The sequence below is a fragment of the Altericroceibacterium spongiae genome, assembly GCF_003610805.1.
Classification (GTDB): domain Bacteria; phylum Pseudomonadota; class Alphaproteobacteria; order Sphingomonadales; family Sphingomonadaceae; genus Altericroceibacterium; species Altericroceibacterium spongiae.
This window is the reverse complement of sequence record NZ_RAPF01000002.1, coordinates 472,248-493,347: the sequence shown is the minus strand read 5'-3', so window position 1 is coordinate 493,347 and position 21,100 is coordinate 472,248. Positions and strand designations below refer to the sequence as shown.

The following is a 21,100-nucleotide window of genomic DNA, read 5'->3' as shown; positions in this document are numbered from 1 at the left end:
GAAGGAACCTTGAATCCTTGAGCCCGATCAATCCCGGGTGAACATCCGCCGGGTGAGTGTTACGGGCGCTTGCGGAAAAGCAATGTCATACGGTCGCTTTCCCCGATGGTTTGCAAGCGCGCCTTATCCGCCTCTTCAGCACCGGCATAGGTAGGAGGCAACGTCCAGACACCTCCAGGATAGTTCGCTGTATCTTTGAGATTGGCGTTGACCTCACTGGATGCGACGAGATCGAATCCATTGGCCTGGAACAGTGCAATCACATCCTGTTCGCGCAGATAGCCTTTGTTACCGTCCGTATACTCCGCAGAAGCATCAGCTTTAGCTCTGTGCTGAACCACACCGACCATTCCATCCTCCTTCAGCAGCTTGCGAGCAGCCACTAAAGCCGGGCGCAGCCAGTCGCGCCGATGCATATTATGTATCTCCCGAAAGATCATCACACGATCAACCGTTCCATTCCACTCTTCCGGTATCGAACCAACATTGGCACCGCGTACTTCGGCTCCCTCATCGCCAAGCCATTCGGCTGCCTGCTGTGGCACACGGCTTGCAGTATCACGCATAGTCGCAAGAAACCCTGTCGCATCAGAGGGTACTTCCGGATCAAGCCCAATATAGATTCCGTCTTCTCCAAGATAAGGAACAAGAACCCGCGTGTACCATCCGCCCGAAGGCATAAAGTCGACTACCGTCATTCCAGGCTTTACCTGGAAAAAGCTCAGCGTTTCGGCGGGATGGCGATACTGATCCCGAATGGAGTCCTTAGCTCGAAAATCCTGGGTCAGGACATCTTCAAAACTCACACTGTTCGACATATCTGTCTGGTCAGCCAGAGCGGGCCCTGCCCAGCATAGGCCAGCCGCAACTATTGTTGAGGCAAAAATTCGACGCATGGCACCTCTCCTCCTTGGAATGTCAATTATGAAGACTATCCTTTAAGGCAAGGATGACAAGCGCGTTTCGGTCCTCCATGGACGGCCCGAACAGACAACCTCGAAAGGAGGAAGGCAATGAGCGAGACGCAAACGGCTATTTTCGCAGGCGGTTGCTTCTGGTGCACAGAAGCCGTGTTCAACGATGTTATCGGTGTGGATAAAGTTGAAAGTGGCTATATTGGCGGAACTGTTGAAAATCCGACTTACAAGCAAGTCTGCGAAGGAACGACAGGCCATGCCGAAGCCATCAAAATTACCTTCGACCCCTCGGTAATTTCCTATTCCGAATTGCTCGATATCTTCTTCGCCACACACGATCCAACGCAGCTCAACCGCCAGGGCAACGATGTCGGCACGCAATATCGCTCAGCCATTTTTCCTATCAGCCCGGAACAACACGAAGAAACCGTCGCAGGCATTGAACGGGCGAATATCGAATATGGTGATCAGGTAGTGACTTCGATTGAAGATCCTGGTGTCTGGTATCCTGCAGAGAACTATCATCAGGAATATTGGCAAGGCGAGGGCCAAAGTAATCCCTATTGCAAAGCAATCATTCCGCCGAAACTTCAGAAATTGCGCAAAAGTTTTCAGGCTAAAGTGAAATCAACCTGATCCGGCCCGTTTACCGGAATATATCATGCGGCACGGTGGTAGCGGGAGATGAAGAAACCATCCACCCCCCCTTCCTCCGTGCGCATTCCCGGATGAGTGGTAATCCGATTGTCTGAACATGCCGATATCAGCACTGCCGGGCATTCTTCCGGCCCAATAGGGTCTGGCGAAAGCGAAGTTGGGAATATCTGCGCTTTCCCCTCTTCCTCTTCCAGCGAACAAACCGCATAGACAAACAGGCCCTGCGGCTTAAGCCAGGATGCAGCGCGTTTAATGAGCTTTGCTTGCAATTCGGCCATCTCTGCGATCTGACGCTCACCAATCCGGTGAAGAACATCGGGGTGACGACGACAAGTACCGGTCGCTGTACAGGGCGCATCAAGTAATATGGCGTCAAAAGATATCTCAGGCTTCCACTCTAACGCATTGGCCACAACTGTTGTGCAAGTGAGACCGGTTCTTTTGGCATTGTCACTTAATCGCTCAAGCCGTTTTGCACTGATATCGAGCGCTGTCACATCCCAGCCCGCTGCAGCCAGTTGCAAGGCCTTGCCTCCCGGCGCAGCGCAAAGATCCAGCGCCTTGCGCCCCATACCCTGCCCCAGTAAGCGCGCCGGCAGGCTGGCCGCAAGGTCCTGCACCCACCAGGCCCCTTCCGCATAACCGGGCAACTCAGCAATCGCTACTCCGCGACGCAGTCGTAAATGACCGGGCGCAAGGCTAATAGCATCAAGCCTTTCCGCCCATTTCTGTGTTTCATCCGGATTCCGGAGCGTGAGATCGACCTGTGGCGGAACTGCAAGGCCACTGGCAATGTTTGTCGCCTCAGCGCCCCAACGCGCCTCAACCTTTTCAGGTAGTGTCGGAGACCGGGGCAAGACCACTGCCCGACGGACCAGAGCAGAAAATACGCCATGCGCCAGCCGCCGCGGCCCGCCTTGTAATAAGGGTAGTCCTGTTGCCACGATCGCATGCGGAGGGGTCGCCAGACGCAACCATTGTGCAAGCATGATTCTTAACACTGTGCGAGCTTTGGCATCCTCCGGCAAAGGTTTGCGCGTTGCAGAATCGATCAGCGCATCAATGTCGACCAGATAGCGCAAAACTTCCGCAGCGATGGCCCGCGCCAGCGCACGATCTGCGAAGTTATCAAGCTCTTTAGTGGCAGAGCCCATGGCCTGATCGAGCGTATCGCCCCGGCGAAGAACGGCATCGAGTAAACGCATGGCAGCGCGGCGGGCGGGAAATCCAGGTGTTTCGGACATGGCCTTGCCATAGGGCATGGCACCGAAAAGAAGGAATGCTTTTTTACATCTGCCACTGTTCGCCGATCTGAGGATTGCATCGCAAGCTTTTCGCTCCCATTTAATGCTCATGAGCAGCGACACGTCACCCAAACCTCAACGCCCGGCCAATTTTCGCAAGCCCGACTACTGGACCAACGATCCGGCACCGCAGCCCGACGCTCCTCCACAGCAACATGAAGATGCGGATGGCAATCATGACGGTCTCAGCCCGACGCGTTACGGCGACTGGGTGAAAGATGGCATTGCTATCGACTTTTGACGACCTCCGGGACGGAGCAGAGCTTTACGATTAGGCTCTACCAGCAGGCTATCGCCATCTCCGGATCATCTGAGACAAGATCAACCGTGCCGTCATCGAAAGCGTTACCTGTCAGGCCACACCCCAAGTTTTAAAGGCTGCAGATTGGCAACTCTCCTTGAGTTGACGTGAACTGGCAGTCCGGTCATATCCAGCCAGCCAATTCACGACGCATCAGCGTTTCGAGCATGTCCATACCCTCCAGACCAGCATTAAGGCAGGATAAAGCTGCAAAGTATTCTCCTCCCGCACTCATAAACTGTTCTTTCCCGCGGATCGCCAGCTCTTCCAATGTTTCGAGACAATCGGCAGAAAACCCCGGTGCAGCAATAGCAACTCTTCTGATCCCTTTGCGCGCCTCTTCTTCCAATTTAATGTCGGTGGCCGGTTCGAGCCATCTGGCTCGGCCGAAGCGCGACTGGAAGCTTGTAACTATACGCAAATCAGGACGATTCAGCGCTTCTTCCAAAAGTCGTGCTGTCTTGCGACAATGGCAATAATATGGATCGCCAAGCTTCAACGTTCTTTCAGGCATGCCATGAAAGCTTAAAAGCAATAATTCGGGTGTAAAAGACAGGCCATCCAACTGCTTCGCCAAATCTCTTTCTAGCGCTCCAATATATGCCGGATCGTCATAATAGGGTGGCGCTGTGCGGAGTGCAGGCTGCCATCGCATGGCTTGCAAAGCTTCACCCACCTTATCCACCACCGTTGCATTTGTGGCTGCTGAATATTGCGGATAGAGCGGGGCTACCACAATCCGGTCACATCCCATTTCTTTTAGTTCAGACAGGCGCGAGGGAATGGAAGGGTTACCATAACGCATGGCAAAACTGACTTTTACCGCATTTCCCAACCGTTCCTGAAGATCGGCGGCCTGATCCTCTGTTATTACCGCCAAAGGCGATCCCCGCTCGGTCCAGACCTGCTTATAGGCATGGGCCGATTTTTTCGGACGGGTTCGTAAAACAATACCGCGCAGGATAGGTTGCCAGGCAATCGACGGAATTTCCACAACTCGCGGATCAGAAAGGAATTCTTGCAAATAACGCTTTACCGCTTCCGGCGTGGGTGCATCCGGCGTACCGAGATTGACTAGCAACAGCCCTACTCTGCCGCATGTTACTAGCGGATGATCGGCAGGCAGGCTTTGCGATTGATAAGTCATCCTTCTCCCCTGTGCAGTGGCAGATGCCGCAAGCGCAGGCCAGTTGCCGAATAGAGTGCGTTGGCAATGGCAGGAGCGACCGGTGCCACCGAAAGTTCCCCAGGATCGAAGGCTTCTGCATCGCTTTCAATGAGGTCAATCATGATTTCCGGCGTGCTCGCCAGCCTCGGGAGAGAAAGATCCGCAAGCTGCCCATGCGTGGGCAATCCACGCTGATAACCTGTGGCAGATCCCAGCGCCAGACCCAATCCATAGATCAGCCCGCCTTCGATTTGTTGCAAGGCGATATCGCGATTCACAATCCGCCCTATATCAACCGCCGCCGCAAATTGCTGCACCTCGATGCCATGCTCACCAACCACCACCTTAGCAATCAGCGCTATGCGCCCCCCACTTTGGAGCGGCCCCATATGATGGCAGGCAAGTCCTTGCCCGCTATTGTCTGCACCGCCACCCCATGCCCCAAGACGGGCAACGCGTTGCAAACATTCAGCCAAACGGGGATCGTCCCCCAGCATTTTCATACGATATGCAAGCGGCTCCCGCCTGGAAAGCGTCGCCACTTCATCAATCAGGCTTTCCGTGAAAAACGCTGTATAACCATGCGCATTCCCGCGCAGTCGGCCTGTAGGCAAGCCAATAGTCGCAGGCACATGATCGAGTGCCACATGGGCTATACTATAAGCAGGCGCCAACCCTTCCAGTGCCATCGGATCAGCCACGCCAGTCATCTCTGCCATAGCCGCCCAGTCGGTCATATTCTCGAACAGCCGCGCTCCGAATTCCCGCACCGTTGCCGGCAGTGCTACGCGACCGTGAAGCATCGCAATATCGCCTTCGGGTGTAAGCTTGACACTCATTTCTGCCGCAACAGGTGTACGCGGACGTAATGCCAGTTGCTCTTGCCAGCGAGACCATGTGAGTTGCACCGGTCGACCGGTTTCCCGCGCAATTAGTGCCACCTCAATCGCATGATCGTGATCGAGCCGCCTGTCGAAACTCCCCCCTGCCGGCATCGGATAAAGCACCACATCAGCGGGCGACATATCCAGTGCTCTTGCAGCCGCACGCCGTGCATGGTCTGGGGCCTGCGTAGCTATCCAGAGCTCAAGTTTTCCATCCAGTAGTCGAGCCGTAGCACTGGCTGTTTCTATTGTTCCATGTACGGCTGGAGCAACATTGTACCGGAAGGATAATGACGGCTCCCCCATTCCACCGTCACCATCACCCCGCTCATAAATTCGTTGTGCGTCTCCTTGCTTGACGGCCTGATCAAGCGTGCGTTCAATCCGTCCGCTGTCAACCGGATTGGGGAGGGTAAAACGCGGCGCCATTGCATCCAACGCCTTTTCTGCAGCCCACCAGTTCGTGGCCACAGCGGCCAGCCAGCGTTTGCCTTGCACAACGCCAACCAGATCCGACCGTTCGCTTGCAGCGTCGCGGTCGAAAGAAGACAAAACCGCTTCGGTCACAGGGCCATGACGAATTGCCGCAAAAACCAGGTCGGGCAACCGTACATCGCCAGAGAAAAGAAAGCTTCCATCAACTTTGGATGGCAGATCGAGCCGCGGAAAGGCTGTGCGCTCCTCCAGCTCGAGCGGATCGCTTGGATCACGAGGAAGCTCCGGGCGCAATGGCGCTGGGTCGGGTGGTGTTATTGCAACTGCTTCTTCTGCCAGCTCTGCAAAACGCAGGCGCTTATCCCCATGCACGATGAAACCGTTCTGTGCATCGCATTGCAGCCAATCCACATCCCAGCGCTTCGCCGCAACTTTCGCCAACATGGCACGCACGGAAGCCGCAGCTGCCCGGCAGGGCTCCTCATAAGCGGCAAGCGACATACCATCCGCTGTGACAGCAAACCGATTTGTTTCTGCCCAACGTCGCAACAACCAGTCATCAGGATCGTCAGCCAGCGCTGGAAGCGCTGGACGCCAAAGGGGAGCCCAGCGAGCCGCCAGTGCCAGATTGGGATAAGCCCCGCTAATCGGTGCGGGTTCAACTGCAACCTGCCGCCAATCAGCGCCCAGTTCCATCGCAACAATCTGGGCCAGCAAAGTTGTGACGCCCTGCCCCATTTCTATTTGCGGGATAGCCACTGTAACCACCCCGTCAGCGGCAATTTTTAACCAGGCATCAAAACTATATTCATCGCGCCCGGCAGGAAGCGGAGCGTCATAATGGCGCGGTACAAAACTCCACGCAACAAGCAGTCCACCTCCCACAGCAGCTCCTGCAAGAAGACCACGCCGGCTAATCGTCATCCGGGCTGGCCCTTTGATGTCAGCCAGTCGCTTAATTTGTGTGCGATCCCAGCAAACGCTTGTCCTTGTGGCGTATTATTGGCTGCCGGTGGCTGCCCGGTATCGCTTGCCACACGAATTTCCATGGCGAGAGGGATGCGCCCAAGGAAGTTCTCGCCGAGCTGCAGGGCTGCGGCTTCCGCTCCGCCGCTGCCGAAAGGATCACTGATTTCACCGCAATGAGGGCACATATAACCCGCCATATTCTCGACAATCCCGATCACGGGGACATGTGCCTGACGGAACAAATCCAGTGCACGTGCCGCGTCGATTAATGACAGGTCTTGCGGAGTAGATACAACCATAGCGCCATCGGGTTTGAATTTCTGGATCATGGTAAGCTGGATATCACCCGTTCCCGGTGGCAAATCGATCAGAATAATTTCGGTATCGCCCCAGTCAGCTTCCATCATCTGCGTTAATGCACCGCCAGTCATAGGGCCACGCCAGGCAATTGCTTTGCCTGGCTCGATCAACTGCCCGGTAGACAATAGTTTTACCCCAAATTCACTTTCAACGGGAATCAGTTGCTTATCCCGGGCCTGTGGCTTCTGATTCGCCGGATCGAGCAATGTAGGCTGAGAAGGCCCATAAATATCTGCATCAACCACACCGACTTTATGCCCAGCCCTCGCAAGCGCAACAGCAAGATTGGCTGTAAGGGTGGATTTTCCGACCCCGCCCTTGCCCGAACCCACAGCGACAAGTCTGCGTTTCACCTTATCCGCCATCATGGCAACACGCACATCCCGTACACCTTCTATAGTCGTAAGAGTTTGGCGTATCCGTTCTTCAAGTGCTGCTGCGTCGCTGCGGGCGAGACCACTGGCATCCACCACTAATGTTGCAATACCATCATTGAGACGGACCGACTGCACGCGCGCACCAATATTGTCTGGAAGTTCGTTCTTGATTGCGTTTTCAATTGTCATAACAGCCCTGCTAGCGCTTTCACGAAGGCCATGCAGCGAAAACTTGGCTTTCTGCCCCTGTTTTTCCGCCATTATGTGCCTATAAAAGATGGCATGAATATTTTGGGCGGGTTCAGCGGACGGATCGGATTGGCAATGGCCGGCAAAAACAGCCCCTGGGGAAAACCTCCTCAGGGCGAGAATAGTGACGACGATAGTGGCGGGCAGACCGGTGGCGACTCAGACAGCGGATCGCAGGATGGAGACACACCTCCTCCACGTGGACCTCGTAATCCCTGGCTCCCTGGAGGGAACGCTTCTTCGGACCGTCCGCGCCGTTCGGCCAGTATAGACAATATTTTCAAAAATCGCGGACCCGAGGGCCCGCGCCGTGGCGGTGGCGGAGGCCCTGGCGGCCCTAATTTTCATTTCCCTTCACGCCCTGGCGGCAAAAGCTGGCTGCCTTTGATTGTGGTGGGGATCGTGGCCCTTTGGCTCGTAATAACAAGCTTCCACCAGATCGGCCCGCGAGAACAGGGAGTGGTATCGACCTTCGGCCGCTATTCCCACACGATCGGATCGGGTATTTCCATGACTCTTCCATGGCCGGTCCAGCAGGTCCAGGTCACGGATGTGACATCTATCCGCCGGGAGAGCATTCCCGAAAGCGGTAAGGAAAAACTAATGCTGACAGCCGACCAGAATCTGGTCGACCTGTCTTATCTCATTCGCTGGAATATCAAGGATCTCAAACAGTACCATTTCCAACTGGCAGATCCTGATGAAACGGTTCGCGAGGTCGGAGAAGCGGCCATGCGCGCTTCGGTAGCCGAACATGATCTCGATCGTGTCCTGTCAGGCGCCGGCCGTGCCGAAATCGAACAGCGCGTGCGTGAAAGAATGCAGGAAATTCTCGACGCCTATCGTTCGGGCGTAGCCGTGCAGGGCATTGAAATCGAGAAAACTGATCCACCCGCCCGCGTGGTCGATGCTTTTAAAGCAGTGTCCGCAGCGCAACAGGCCGCAGAAACGGATATCAATCGCGCCCGTGCCTGGGCGCAGCAAATTCTCGCTCAGGCCGAAGGCGACGCGACCGCTTTCGACAAGGTCTATCAAGAATACCGTCTTGCCCCCGAAGTGACACGTCGGCGTATGTATTATGAAACGATGGAGCGTGTGCTGCGCGATACCGACAAAACCGTGATCGAAACCGACGGCGTTGTTCCCTATCTGCCGCTGCCCGAAACACGGCGACGGAATAGCAATGATGGCGATAACAATACCCAGACGGTTACTTCGACGGGAAGCCAATAATCATGGAACAGCTCTGGCAAACATATAAGCTCCTCATCATCAGCGCAGTGATCGTCATTGTGGCAGTGATGTCGAGCGTGATCGTGGTGCCTGAAACCCAGCAGGCGGTTATCATTCGCACAGGTGATCCGGTTCGCGTCGCCAATCGCTTCCGTCCGGACACTGAATTCGGCAAGACAGGCGCCGGTATTATCTTTCGTATTCCCTTTCTCGAAAGAGTGGAACGAATCGACAAGCGTGTGCTCGATCTCGACATGGAGCGGCAACAAGTATTATCCAACGATCAGCAACGTCTTGATGTAGATGCCTATGCCCGTTTCCGTATCATCGATCCTGTACGGATGGTAGAAACCGCAGGCACCGAACAAGCCGTTGCGGAGCAATTGAAACCTATTTTGACATCAGTTCTGCGGCAAGAACTGGGACGTCGTGAATTTGCCTCTTTGCTTACCGCCGAACGCGGTGATGCAATGAAAAATATTCGCGATGGCCTTGACCGGCAGGCCCGCCAATATGGCGCGCAAGTGATAGATGTACGAATCAAACGCGCCGACCTGCCTGAAGGCACACCTCTCGAATCCGCTTTCACGCGTATGGAAACGGACCGTGAAGAGGAAGCCGCGACGATTCGAGCGCAAGGCCGAAAAAATGCTCAGATCATACGTGCCGAAGCCGAAGCCAATGCAGCGGCCACCTATGCAAAGAGCTTTGGGCAGGACCCCGATTTCTATGATTTCTATCGCGCTATGCAAAGCTATACGACCACATTCGGCTCTGGCAGCGGGGATAGCCAGATCATTCTCTCACCCGATAATGAATATTTACGCCAGTTTCGCGGCGAAAAACGCTGACCATTCAAATCGTATTCAGCCCATATCGGCTGCAATAGATTCGTACCTGAATAGGCGCTTACAACGCCTCAGCCGAGAAGGAAGATAAAGGACGTGAAGCCCGTGCGTTATTCTTATGGCATCACATCGGCTCTGCTTGCAGGCGGAGCCGCCATCTCACTCATCACCGGCTATCCAGCTGGTGCGCAGGTTGCGCAAAACGATGCGCAGCATATGCAGCAGATTACTCCTCGAGCGGGAGCACCTTCCAGTTTTGCCGATCTGACGGAACAGCTGCAGCCTGCCGTTGTAAACATCGCCACTCGACAGCGTGTCACCGTCAACAACAATCCTTTCTCCGGGACCCCCTTTGCCGAGTTGTTCGGCAATCGCGGTCGTCCAACCACTCGTGAAGCTCAGTCCCTGGGGTCAGGCTTTATCGTTTCGGCAGATGGCTATGTTGTAACCAACAACCATGTGATCGCTGCGGAAGGCCATGCTGAAGTCGAGGAAATCACTGTCAGTACACCGGACGGCACCGAATATCCGGCCGAACTCGTCGGTCGCGATGCGGCATCCGACCTTGCCGTACTTAAAATTTCACGCGACAAGCCATTCCCATTCGTGAAGTTCGGCGATTCCTCGCAAGCCCGGGTAGGCGATTGGGTTATTGCCATTGGCAACCCCTTTGGCCTGGGTGGAACTGTGACTGCCGGGATCATCTCCGCCGTTTATCGCAATACCGGTTCTGCCGGGGCCTATGACCGTTACATCCAGACCGATGCTAGCATTAATCGAGGCAACTCTGGCGGGCCGCTCTTCGACATGCAGGGCAATGTGATCGGCATTAACAACGCTATTTTCTCACCTTCCGGGGGCAGTGTCGGCATTGGTTTCGCCATTCCGGCAGAAACCGCTTCGCCGATTGTCAAGAAACTGATGGCTGGTGAAGAAATCAAGCGTGGCTATCTCGGCGTGCTCATCGGCCCTGTTTCTGAAGATATGGCCGAGGCACTGGATATTCCGGAAAATCACGGTGAATTCATTCAGTCGGTCACTGCCAATGGCCCGGCTGACAAAGCTGGTATCCAGCCCGGTGACGTGGTGATGAAAGTGGACGGTAAGGATGTAACACCGGACCAGACTCTGTCTTTTCTAGTGGCCAATATCGAGCCCGGTACACGTGTTCCGGTCCAAGTTATTCGCGACGGCAAGCGTCAGACGCTCAATATCTCTGTGGGTGAGCGCCCCAGCGAAGAAGAATTGGCACAGCAGACATTTGATCCCGACTCAGACGATCTCGGGCCGCCCCAGGCACCATCTTCAGGTCAGGGGGTGCTGGAAGATGCGCTGGGGCTGCATGTCATTCCTCTCAACCCTCAGATCACCCGCCAGCTTGGAGTCAGCAGTGACACGCAAGGCGTCGTCATTACAGCAGTCGATCCCAGCTCAGATGCAGGTCAGAAAGGTTTACAGCGGGGCGATATTCTCCTGACCGCTAATTATCAGCGCCTCACCAGTGTTGAGGACCTCGAGAATGTCGTGAAAACGGCACAAGATCAGGATCGTGAAGCTGTCCTGTTGCGAGTACAGCGTCGCGGTCGCCCTGCTCAGTTCGTACCGATCCGGCTTAAAGAGTCTGACTGACGTCAGACAAACTTATAAAAAAGCCGGCAGGAACTGAGTTTCTGCCGGCTTTTTTATGGATAACCACTGAATGGTTATTGGTTAGTGCTTCTCTGAAAAACCGAGGCTCAATTGCCTCCATCAATCCAAATAAAACCCGGAGGACCAATAAACCTCTTCTCTCAATCCGGACGCTCAATAATTCCTTCAGGCGGATTGCTTCGCCAGCTCCGCCCCGTATCCATCTCGGATTCTGATGAAGGCGATCGCTGTTGCGGACGGTTTGAGCGAGTGGATCCATTCTCAAGACTCCCACCGATCGCCCGTTCAAGAAAATCGTCACTGGCTGCACTCGGCGCTGAATCATCCGTTTCATTGTCACGTGATGGCCTGCGAGGCTGATCTGCAGGAGATTGTTCTTGTCGTTCTGGCGGAAACGGCGATTTAGTCCCATTATCCGCGCCACCGCTCGGTTCAACGAGATTTCCCTGTTCATCGATGAAATAATAATCGTTCGGGTCACCGTAGAAATATTCATCATCAGGTTCGAGCTGCCACTGCGGCAATTGCAGATCGGTATCGAACTGCTCGACCGGGCGGTCCTTTACAGCATAACGCATGTAGGAGGCAAAAGCGCGGGCTGGGGCTGTACCGCCATAGAGGCCAGCCACCGGCTTGGCATCGTCGCGCCCCATCCACACAGCAGTGGTTATCCCACTGGAAAAGCCGACAAACCAGCCATCCTTACTCGAATTGGTCGTTCCCGTTTTACCTGCCACTGGACGGCCGATTTGTGCCGCACGCCCGGTTCCGGTTGCAACCGCGGTCTGCAACAGGTCGGTGATCCCGGCAGCGACATAATCCGGTACAAGCTGATGACCACGCTGCGGTTCCCGGCGATACAGGACGCGCCCCTTAGCGGTCTCAACCTTGGTGATGCCGTAAGGCTCGACAGATTCACCGCCTGCCGAAATTTCTCCAAATGCCCGGGCCATATCGATCACGCGGACTTCCGATGTTCCCAGCACCATCGAGGGATAAGTGGAGATCGGGGTGGTGATCCCCATGCGCCGCGCCATAGATGCTACTGTTCCAAAACCGACATCATTACCAAGCTGGGCCGCCACCGTGTTTTTCGAATAGGCGAAGGCCGAACGAACATCGATCTCACCGGCATAAGATCCACCGGAATTATGCGGGCTCCAGTTACCAATCGTCGTCGGTTCATCGACGACACGATCATCAGGCGTATAGCCAGCTTCCAGCGCGGCAAGATAAACAAATAATTTCCAGGCAGACCCCGGTTGACGAACAGCGCTTACCGCTCGGTTATAATTGCTTTCCACATAGTCCGTGCCGCCTACCATAGCGAGCACAGCGCCATCGCGATCCAAACTTACCAGTGCTCCCTGCGCACCTTTGGGAGCATTCGCCTTGATTGCCGCGGTTGCAGATTTTTGCTTGGCGATATCAATCGTTGTCCAGACTTGAATCGGTTCTCGTGAATCGCTGTCGGCCAGAAGCGTATCGAGTTGCGGAAGCGCCCAATCGGTAAAATACCGAATCGAGTTGCCGCCACTTTCCTTCTTGAGCTTGACGGCCGACACATCGACCGAAGCAGCTTCATCCGCTCTCAGGGCGCCATATTTCCGCATTTGCGACAGCACAACATTGGCACGGGCCACCGCGGCATTAACATCGGCAGACGGTGCATAGCGCGATGGTGCTTTGACCAGCCCAGCTATGATAGCTGCTTCTCCGGTTGAGAGCTGGCGCGCGGAATGGCTGAAGAATTTGCGGCTTGCGCTATCGATGCCATAAGCACCACCACCGAAATACACTTTGTTCAGATAAAGTTCGAGGATCTGATCCTTTGAAAACTTCCATTCCAGCGCCATCGCAAGCACTGCTTCACGCAGTTTTCGATCCATGGTGCGGTTTGAGTTGAGAAAGATATTACGGGCAAGCTGCTGTGTAATGGTAGACGTGGCTTCTGCTCGCTGGTCGTCGCGGACCGCTACCCAAACCGCGCGCAGCAACCCAAGCGGGTCGACCCCGATGTGTGAATAGAAGCGACGGTCTTCCACAGAAACCATTGCATCTTTCATTACTTGGGGGATTTCGTCGGAATAAAGCCACTCGCCATAACTGGGGCCTAGAGAGACAATTTCCGTTCCATCGCGTGCGCGCATGACAATTGTCTGCCCGTTCTCGCTATTCATCAAAGCAGAATAGCTAGGCAGGCTACGCTCGGCGAAATAGACCGCCGTGCCGAGAGCCAGTGCTCCCAGCAAACCCACCACAACACCCGCAACAATCAACCGCCGCAGCCATCTGCCAAGAAGACTGTTCTTATCCTTGCGATCCGCTGTCTTTTTCGAAGAGCGAGAACCCCGCCGACTTCCTGCCATATGGCCTATTCAACCTTGTAACCCGGGCGCATAACGTGGCCCCATCTGTCTATCCTATGTGCATAGGGGAAATGTAACCCAGCGTTAACGGGAAAAAGGTCGACTTCACTCGTCCTCGGGCTGAAAATCCAGAGATGCACTGTTGATGCAATAACGCAAGCCAGTTGGCGCGGGACCATCAGGGAAAACATGGCCGAGATGGCCGGCGCATCGGGCACAACGCACTTCGGTCCGCATCATTCCGTGACTGAAGTCGCGTTTCTCTTCCACTGCGCCATTCTGCGCCGGACGCACGAAACTCGGCCATCCCGATCCACTATCATATTTGTCATCGGACTCGAAAAGCGGTTGGCCGCAACCGGCGCAGACATATTCGCCTGCCGCCTTATTGGATTCGTATTTTCCTGTAAAAGCGCGTTCCGTTCCTCCTTCGCGCAACACATGAAATTGCTGCGGGTCAAGGCGCTCGCGCCATTCTTCCTGACTGAGTGAAAGCTTATCTGCCATTCATGATCTCCTTCAACCTGCCATATGGGAAGAAATTGCATCTGAGCCAGAGGAAGAAAAACACATAAAGCCTCAAGCATTGACGTCCGAATAATGACGCGGGGGCGGCAAACTTTCCATCTTGTCTGCCAGAAGCGGACGGAAGCTGGGGCGGCTTTTCATGACCCGGTACCAGCCATGTGCCCCGTCATGTCCGCTCCAGTCCACGCCGCCAAGATAATCGATCACCGAAAGCTGCGCCGCCGCCGCGAAGTCGGCCAGGCTGAGCTGGGCACCCGCCAGCCATCGACGATTATCTATCAACCAGTCGATATAATCGAGATGTTCATGCAACAATCGCATAGTCTCGCGCAGCAGACGCGAATCCGGCGGCGCTCGATAAAGAATCCGTTTCTTCATCTTTTCCTGAAGAATCGGATATGTGACATCGGTGAAGAAACTTTCATCGAACAAAGCCGTCAGCCGCCGGATTTCTGCACGATTAGCGGCAGTACCGAGGATCAGCGGCGACTTGTCGACCGTTTCCTCGAAATATTCGCAAATTGCCTGACTGTCGATCAATACTAGCTTTTTTTCGACATAACGCAAAACCGGTGTTCGCCCGGCGGGATTCAACGCAAAAAACTCATCACGACCTTCCCAAGGGTTTTCCCTAATAAGATCATAAGGAACGCCCTTCTCACCCAGCGCCAACCGGACCTTGCGACTGAACGGACATAGAGGGAAGTGATAAAGTTGCCACATGGTTCAATGTATTGCCGCAAGGCAGGAGCGGCGTCCACTCCTGCCTTACATAGCAATTTATAGATCTGAGCTTTCCAGCGACAGGAGGCAGGGCGGCATTGCTTCATCAAGCTTGCCCGGCTGCGCAAGATCGATCAACTGGGTCCGCAATTGTTCGATAATGGCCGTTCGATCCATCCCGGTATCATCCATGATCTGGGCCATGCCCTGCACAAAATATTCCCGTCCGCGTTCGTCCATAGGCGGATATTTGTTAGCCTCGGCATTGCCTTCGTCCTGCTGCCCGGCCACCATCGCGAAAGCCGCAGAGCAACGCAGTATGGTTTCATGCTCTGCCGTGAGTTTGCTCGCCGGATCACTTCCCTGTGCGGCTGCTGGCAAAGCGACAAATGCAAAGGCCGAAATCCCAAGAGCGATAAAGTGTCTCATCATGCCGCAGCTCTAGCACCAACAGGTGAGCGCGTCGTGAACAATCACTGGCTCATTACTGACTTCCAGACATTTCCTTACGCAGGGCATTCGTAAAGGCCGGTGCACGAAGCACCGACCTTTACGAAACCATCCAGCTCTATTTCAGTTCACGTGCCTTGCGGCGTGTTTCAGCAAAACGTTCACGACGCATATTTTCGAAACCGATGCGCTGTTCGTAGCCGGGATCCTGCGGATAATCGCGGAAATCCTCCAGCACTTCTTCTCCCAGCTCCCGGACCTCATCCTTATGTTCAGGATGCGGGAAAATGTGCATTTGGTTGTTGCGAATACCTTCCAGAATACGTTCCCCAATCACATCCGGTTCCATGCCGAATTCATGGACCCCTGCAAGCTGCTGCACCGCATTTTCATTGACAGGCTGCATTTCTCCTTTGAGCGCATCGGGGCGTATTTCATCACTGGCATAGATGTGGCTTTTGACCAGGCCAGGACAGACCATCGATACGCCAATGCCATATTCCGCCATCGAATAGCGCAGCGAATAGGATAATCCACGCACTGCGAATTTAGCTGTATTGTAGATACCCGGAATCGGCCCGGCGATAAAAGCCGCCATAGAAGCCGTGTTGACGATCTGACCGCCATGCACTTCACCAGACAGCGCCCGCTCTTTCATACGCGGCGCAAAAGTCATCACACCATTGATAACACCATCAAGATTGACACCAAGCACCCAGTCCCAATCATCATAGGAACTGTCTTCAATTGTCTGAAATAGATTGATGCCAGCATTGTTGAAGACCAGTGAGACTGGCCCAAATTCTGCCTCCACCCTGTCGGCCGCTTCCTTGAAGCTGGCACGATCGGATACGTCGAGCTGAACGCCCATCACTTCACGATTGTCGAGTGTGGCAAGCGCTTCATCAATGGCGTCCTGTCGGATATCGGCGATAGCCACTTTCACACCTTCATTGAGAAGGTTGCGGACGATTCCCAAGCCAACGCCGTTGGCACCGCCGGTCACAAAGGCCGTGCGGCCCGAAAAATCCTTCATCATCCTATCCTTATTTGCTCGCTTCTACAGCTACCCGATCCATTGCGAGAACCGGATTTTCAGTCGAAGATTCCCGACCCGGCAGAAATTCGTTGAGGATGCGGCGTTTGGAGAATTTCCATTCTCCATCAACTTTCACCAATTCATCTTCATACAAGCCGAACGTGCCCATCTTGAGCGTTTTTCCAGGCCCGTTATTCGCCATTTCGTACCAGAACGCACGGGTCCAGGCTTTATCTCCCTCGATCCTGATCGCGGTCTGTCCCAAAACATGCCGCAAAATCGCCGGGTTGCCATCGTCATCCTTGTAGCGTTCGCCAATTGCCTTCTTAAAAGCCGTTACCGTTGCAAGAATATCCGCTTTCCCAACAGCCGTGCCGCGCGCATATTCGAATTCGGCATCCTCAGTGAACATATCGATAAATGTATCGAGATCGTTCCAGTCCAGCGCGAACAGATAACGCGCCATAAGATCTTCAATTTCAGCACGATCCTGTGCATAAGCAGCAGTGTAGGACTGCTTTTCCGCATGAGCGGGCATGATAAAAACTCCCGAAAGAAACAGAGTGGTAAGAGCGAAATGAAAAAGCGCTCTCATGGGTGCAGCTTTTCCTGCCGCGCCTTTTCTTCAGCATGGACCGGATTGCGGAACAGAACGGAAAAAGTCTCCTTATATTCCGGATTTTCCGGAAGATGCCTGGGTACAGAGGCAATCATCGCTTCAGCGCGATCCTTCACGCCCTCATAAAATTCAGCATGCGTAAGAATGAACAATTCATCATTCAAAATGCCCTGCAATACACGCTGACCGACTTCTTCTTTTGTCTGGAACAAATGCATGAAATCGCCGGCACTCTGGCGACCCTTATCAGTCTGTGCATAGCCGGTATCGGCAAATTTTTCCGGTCGCGTCTTACCCGCTTCGGCAATATTAGACTGAACTGCACCGGGACAAAAAGCGGAACAGACAACTCCGCGCCCTTCCAGTTCACTGCGCATAGTTTCCATAAGAGCGACAATGGCCGCTTTGCCTGTCGTATAGGTCGCTGCGCCGCCATGAGGCATCATACCCGACATGGAAGCGGTCGAAACGATATGGCCGCCTTCCCCGTGAGCAAGAATACGCGGCAAAATAGTCACAATTCCATTGATCGTCCCGCCCAGATTAACTCCCAGCGTCCAGTCCCAGTCACCGTAGGAAGCCAGCTCAACGGGCCCCAGAGCAGCAACTCCGGCATTATTGACGAGAATGTGAATCTTGCCGAATTTGGCTTCGGCCTCATCCGCTGCCTTCGCATAGGCGTCCCGATCGGTAACATCGAGTTTCAGTGGCAGGACATCGTCTCCACCATTCAGTTCGGCCACGGCCTCTTCCAAATGGTCATCCCGGATATCGGCAATTGCGACTTTCATTCCTTCACCAAGCAGAGCTTTGGCAATTCCAAGGCCAATTCCGCTGGCACCGCCAGTAATGAAGGCTGTTTTGCCCTTCAGTTCTTGCATGTTTCTCACTCTCCCTTATGCCGGTGTGCATAGGCCCGGTTGCGGACCTAATCAATTTTTGCTTCGCCTTTTTGTATTCACCACATACAATTTGGCCAAGAGGAATCACAAAGGCTTCCGAAAAGAGAAGCCGAATTTGGAGAGGATTGCGGACATGGCGATAGCGCCAAGCACACCACAGGTGAGTTCCGAAACGGAAGAAAAACAAGGAGCTAAGGATGCTATGCCGTGGCCTTCGGAAAAGGCCGGCTTCTTCGCCCTCTTTGTAATCGTATTTGCGACCTTCCTGTCATTCTTCGATCAGACCGTTTTTGCGATGCTGGCAGAACGAATCAAGGTGAGCTTCGGCCTCAGCGATACTGCGCTTGGCTTCCTGCTGGGCCCGGCGACGGTTCTGGCCTATGTCTTTGTCGGCATCCCCCTTGCCCGTCTGGTAGACATTTTCCCGCGTAAATATGTGCTCGGTGGAGGCATCGCTGTAATTGGAACGATTACCGCTCTTGGTGGTCTTGCGCAGAATTTCGTGCAATTTATCGGCACACGCCTGTTTGTCGGTGCCAGTGGATCCGCCCATGGGCCGGGCTCCTATTCCATGCTGGCCGACTATTTCCGTCCCTTACGCATTCCATTGGTCTTCGCGCTGATGCAGCTTGGTTTCATCCTTGGTCAGACAGTCGGCACATGGGGTGGAGGTCAGCTCATCGGCTGGACGGCAACATGGCCCGAAACGAGCGTCTTTCTCGGTCTTACCATCTTCAACTGGCAATATATCCTCCTCATGATCGGCGCGCCGGGGCTTGTCATCGCAATATTGTTCATGCTGGTCCCGGAACCGCCCCGCCGTACGAAGCCCAATGCCGAACAGATCGTGCCGGAAGATGCCTCTCTTGGGCGTAAGATTCTCTCTTTCACCGGTATTGACGCGATCCGCGCGATCAATATGCGTGGCAAAGCCTATTACCCGCTGTTCATTGCACTGGCCTTGTCCGCAGTGGAAAGTCAGGGAATCAGCGCATGGCGGGTGCCATTCATCCTGCGCACTTATGGCTGGAGCGAAGCCGAAATCGGCAATATTCTCGCACCGATGCTGCTGGCTGCCATGCTCCTCGGTATAGCCTTTGGCGGTACTTTCGTCACCTGGCTGAGCAAACGCCACAAGGATGCGAATATTCGGGCTGCCGCCATTCTTTTCACCGGCACGACGATCGTCTCGATTGCCGCCCCTCTCATGCCGACAGCGGAACTCGCGCTCGGCTGCATGGCCGTGGCGGCCATGTTCGGTCTGGCCGGTGCCGTCCCGCAGAATGCCGCAATCCAGCGGATCGCGCCCAATGAGATGCGCGGTCAGGTTACGGCGGTTTACCTGTTCATGTTCACCTTTTTCGGGGCCATGGGCAGCTTCGTGATCGGCTTCGTTTCCGACATCATAAACCATCTTCCCGGTGCCACCGGCGCTTTGTGGGAAGCCATTCTGATTACCGCTGCGATCTTCATGCCGGCAGCGACTTTCTTCATGTATCGCGGCATCAAGCCGTATCGCAGGGAAGTCGAATATCTTGAAGCGCAAGGCCTTTAACCCGTAATGCGCCGTGGCCCGGTCAGGCGGGATACGGCGTGACAACAATAAACAGCATCGGCCAGGCACCGGTGCGAAGGAGAAAATGCAAATGAGCAACTATCCCGCCCTCTACATGATGATCGATGGCGAAAAAGTGTCAGGTGGTGACCGGCGCAATTTTGACGTCGTCAATCCGGCTACCGGAGAGACGATAGGCGCGCTCCCAATGGCCGATGCCGCTGATCTCGACCGGGCTCTGGAAGTCGCGGAAAAGGGCTTCAGAATCTGGCGCAAATCCACACCTCAGGAAAGGGCTCATGTCTTGCAGGGCGCTGCCCGGCTGATGCTGGAACGCAAGGAAGATCTTGCCCGCGTCGCGACCATGGAACAGGGTAAACCGCTCGCTGAAGCGCGCATCGAAGTGATGATGAATGTCGGCCTGTTCAATTTCTATGCCGGCGAAGTTTTCCGCCTCTACGGCCGGGAACTGGTGCGCCCTGAGGGGATGCGCTCCACGGTCCGTCATGAGCCTGTAGGCCCTGTTGCCGCTTTCGCTCCGTGGAACTTCCCGCTCGGCAATCCGGGGCGAAAGCTGGGCGCACCTATTGCAGCGGGCTGTTCGGTTATCCTCAAATCCGCTGAAGAAACCCCGGCTTCCGCACTGGGTGTGCTGCAATGCCTGCTCGATGCAGGATTGCCCAAAGAAGTGGCTCAGGCGGTTTTCGGTGTTCCCGACGAGGTGAGCCGGCACCTGCTGGGTTCGCCCATCATTCGCAAATTGTCCTTCACCGGATCGACAGTGGTGGGCAAGCATCTCGCGCGGCTCGCCACGGAGAATATGCAGCGTACCACCATGGAACTGGGCGGGCATGGCCCGGTGCTGGTGTTCGATGACGTGGATGTGGACCGGGTGCTGGATACGGCAGTAGCCGGAAAGTACCGGAATTGCGGGCAAGTCTGCGTTTCTCCGACCCGTTTTATCGTGCAGGAAAATGTCTTTGAAAAATTCCGCGACGGCTTTGTCGAGCGAGCGAAGGCGCTGAAAATCGGCAATGGTCTGGAAGCTGAAACGCAGATGGGTCCGATGGCAAATCCCCGTCGGCCAGAAGCAATGGATGCACTTATCGGCAATGCCAAAGAGAAGGGTGCGACGCTGCATACGGGTGGTGAACGTATTGGAAATCAAGGATTTTTCTATTCGCCCACCGTTCTGTCGGAAATCCCTCTGGACGCAGATATTATGAATGAAGAACCCTTCGGGCCGGTGGCGCTCATCAATCCTTTTGCATCGGAAGAGGATATGATCGCCGAAGCCAATCGCTTGCCCTTCGGGCTGGCCGCTTATGCCTGGACCGAAAATTACAAGCGTCAACAAAGACTTGCTGACCAGATCGAGGCCGGCATGGTGGGGATTAACAGCCACATGATCGGTGGATCGGACTCGCCTTTCGGCGGGGTGAAATGGTCCGGCCATGGCAGCGAGGATGGCCCCGAAGGTGTGCGCGCCTGCCTCGTCACCAAGGCAGTGCACGAAGGATAAGAGGGCCAGACAGGCACCGAACGGGGCCAGAAAGACGCCTG

19 protein-coding genes are annotated in these 21,100 nt (G+C 54.8%); 7 read left to right on the top strand and 12 right to left on the bottom strand.

Annotation, left to right across the window (positions count from 1 at the left end):
- Positions 1–59: 59 nt before the first annotated feature.
- A complete protein-coding gene (locus D6851_RS05820; protein WP_120323911.1) occupies positions 60–896 on the bottom strand; it encodes a class I SAM-dependent methyltransferase in 837 nt (278 codons plus the stop codon).
- A gap of 117 nt (positions 897–1,013) precedes the next feature.
- On the opposite strand from D6851_RS05820, the gene msrA reads away from it, so the two are divergent.
- Complete coding sequence (gene msrA, locus D6851_RS05815) at positions 1,014–1,553, top strand: peptide-methionine (S)-S-oxide reductase MsrA (protein WP_120323910.1); 540 nt, start codon at positions 1,014–1,016, stop codon at positions 1,551–1,553.
- A 23-nt stretch (positions 1,554–1,576) separates the two neighbouring features.
- On the opposite strand, the gene D6851_RS05810 is transcribed toward msrA, so the two are convergent.
- Positions 1,577–2,818, bottom strand: a complete 1,242-nt coding sequence (locus D6851_RS05810) for an RsmB/NOP family class I SAM-dependent RNA methyltransferase (RefSeq protein WP_120323991.1) — start codon at positions 2,816–2,818, stop codon at positions 1,577–1,579.
- Positions 2,819–2,927: 109 nt separating this feature from the next.
- Between D6851_RS05810 and D6851_RS05805 the strand changes: the two genes are divergently transcribed.
- Positions 2,928–3,119: a DUF1674 domain-containing protein gene (locus D6851_RS05805; protein ID WP_183029999.1), complete on the top strand. Its 192-nt coding sequence runs from the start codon at positions 2,928–2,930 to the stop codon at positions 3,117–3,119.
- Positions 3,120–3,303: 184 nt separating this feature from the next.
- Here the strand turns inward: D6851_RS05805 and hemH are convergent, their stop codons facing one another.
- Genes hemH through D6851_RS05790 form a run of 3 tightly spaced genes read right to left on the bottom strand, consistent with a single transcriptional unit; the run spans position 3,304 to position 7,561 of the window.
- Complete coding sequence (hemH, locus tag D6851_RS05800; protein ID WP_120323909.1) at positions 3,304–4,326, bottom strand: ferrochelatase; 1,023 nt, start codon at positions 4,324–4,326, stop codon at positions 3,304–3,306.
- Complete coding sequence (locus tag D6851_RS05795) at positions 4,323–6,590, bottom strand: molybdopterin cofactor-binding domain-containing protein (protein WP_120323908.1); 2,268 nt, start codon at positions 6,588–6,590, stop codon at positions 4,323–4,325. The genes hemH and D6851_RS05795 overlap by 4 nt, the downstream gene beginning before the upstream one ends.
- A complete protein-coding gene (locus D6851_RS05790; RefSeq protein WP_120323989.1) occupies positions 6,587–7,561 on the bottom strand; it encodes an Mrp/NBP35 family ATP-binding protein in 975 nt (324 codons plus the stop codon). Before D6851_RS05790 ends, D6851_RS05795 begins: the two co-directional genes overlap by 4 nt.
- Positions 7,562–7,591: 30 nt before the next feature.
- On the opposite strand from D6851_RS05790, the gene hflK reads away from it, so the two are divergent.
- The 3 genes from hflK (at position 7,592) to D6851_RS05775 (ending at position 11,331) form a co-directional block, all read left to right on the top strand.
- Positions 7,592–8,854 (top strand): protease modulator HflK, encoded by a 1,263-nt coding sequence (gene hflK, locus D6851_RS05785; RefSeq protein ID WP_420797091.1) that lies wholly within the window; start codon positions 7,592–7,594, stop codon positions 8,852–8,854.
- Positions 8,855–8,856: 2 nt separating this feature from the next.
- Positions 8,857–9,705, top strand: coding sequence for a protease modulator HflC (gene hflC / locus D6851_RS05780; protein WP_120323907.1), 849 nt, complete (start codon positions 8,857–8,859; stop codon positions 9,703–9,705).
- A gap of 102 nt (positions 9,706–9,807) precedes the next feature.
- Positions 9,808–11,331 carry a Do family serine endopeptidase gene (locus tag D6851_RS05775; protein ID WP_238473957.1) on the top strand — a complete coding sequence of 508 codons (1,524 nt, stop codon included), beginning with the start codon at positions 9,808–9,810 and terminating at the stop codon, positions 11,329–11,331.
- 161 nt (positions 11,332–11,492) lie between these two features.
- Here D6851_RS05775 and D6851_RS05770 read toward each other — a convergent pair whose 3' ends face one another.
- The 7 genes from D6851_RS05770 to D6851_RS05740 form a co-directional block, all read right to left on the bottom strand.
- Entirely contained in the window at positions 11,493–13,721 is a 2,229-nt protein-coding gene (locus D6851_RS05770) for a transglycosylase domain-containing protein (RefSeq protein WP_120323906.1), read from the bottom strand.
- A gap of 105 nt (positions 13,722–13,826) precedes the next feature.
- A complete protein-coding gene (gene msrB / locus D6851_RS05765; protein WP_120323905.1) occupies positions 13,827–14,228 on the bottom strand; it encodes a peptide-methionine (R)-S-oxide reductase MsrB in 402 nt (133 codons plus the stop codon).
- A 72-nt stretch (positions 14,229–14,300) separates the two neighbouring features.
- Complete coding sequence (locus D6851_RS05760) at positions 14,301–14,972, bottom strand: glutathione S-transferase family protein (RefSeq protein ID WP_120323904.1); 672 nt, start codon at positions 14,970–14,972, stop codon at positions 14,301–14,303.
- 57 nt (positions 14,973–15,029) lie between these two features.
- Positions 15,030–15,404, bottom strand: coding sequence for a hypothetical protein (locus D6851_RS05755; protein WP_147395438.1), 375 nt, complete (start codon positions 15,402–15,404; stop codon positions 15,030–15,032).
- A 136-nt stretch (positions 15,405–15,540) separates the two neighbouring features.
- Positions 15,541–16,461, bottom strand: a complete 921-nt coding sequence (locus D6851_RS05750; protein ID WP_238473956.1) for an SDR family NAD(P)-dependent oxidoreductase — start codon at positions 16,459–16,461, stop codon at positions 15,541–15,543.
- A 7-nt stretch (positions 16,462–16,468) separates the two neighbouring features.
- Positions 16,469–17,056, bottom strand: coding sequence for a nuclear transport factor 2 family protein (locus D6851_RS05745; protein ID WP_120323901.1), 588 nt, complete (start codon positions 17,054–17,056; stop codon positions 16,469–16,471).
- Positions 17,053–17,961, bottom strand: coding sequence for an SDR family NAD(P)-dependent oxidoreductase (locus D6851_RS05740; protein ID WP_120323900.1), 909 nt, complete (start codon positions 17,959–17,961; stop codon positions 17,053–17,055). The genes D6851_RS05745 and D6851_RS05740 overlap by 4 nt, the downstream gene beginning before the upstream one ends.
- Before the next feature lie 154 nt (positions 17,962–18,115).
- Here D6851_RS05740 and D6851_RS05735 point away from each other — a divergent pair, with 154 nt between their 5' ends.
- On the top strand, positions 18,116–19,537 hold the full coding sequence (locus D6851_RS05735) for an MFS transporter (RefSeq protein ID WP_120323899.1): 1,422 nt from the start codon (positions 18,116–18,118) through the stop codon (positions 19,535–19,537).
- A 91-nt stretch (positions 19,538–19,628) separates the two neighbouring features.
- Positions 19,629–21,059, top strand: a complete 1,431-nt coding sequence (locus D6851_RS05730) for an NAD-dependent succinate-semialdehyde dehydrogenase (RefSeq protein WP_120323898.1) — start codon at positions 19,629–19,631, stop codon at positions 21,057–21,059.
- The last annotated feature ends 41 nt before the right edge of the window (positions 21,060–21,100 follow it).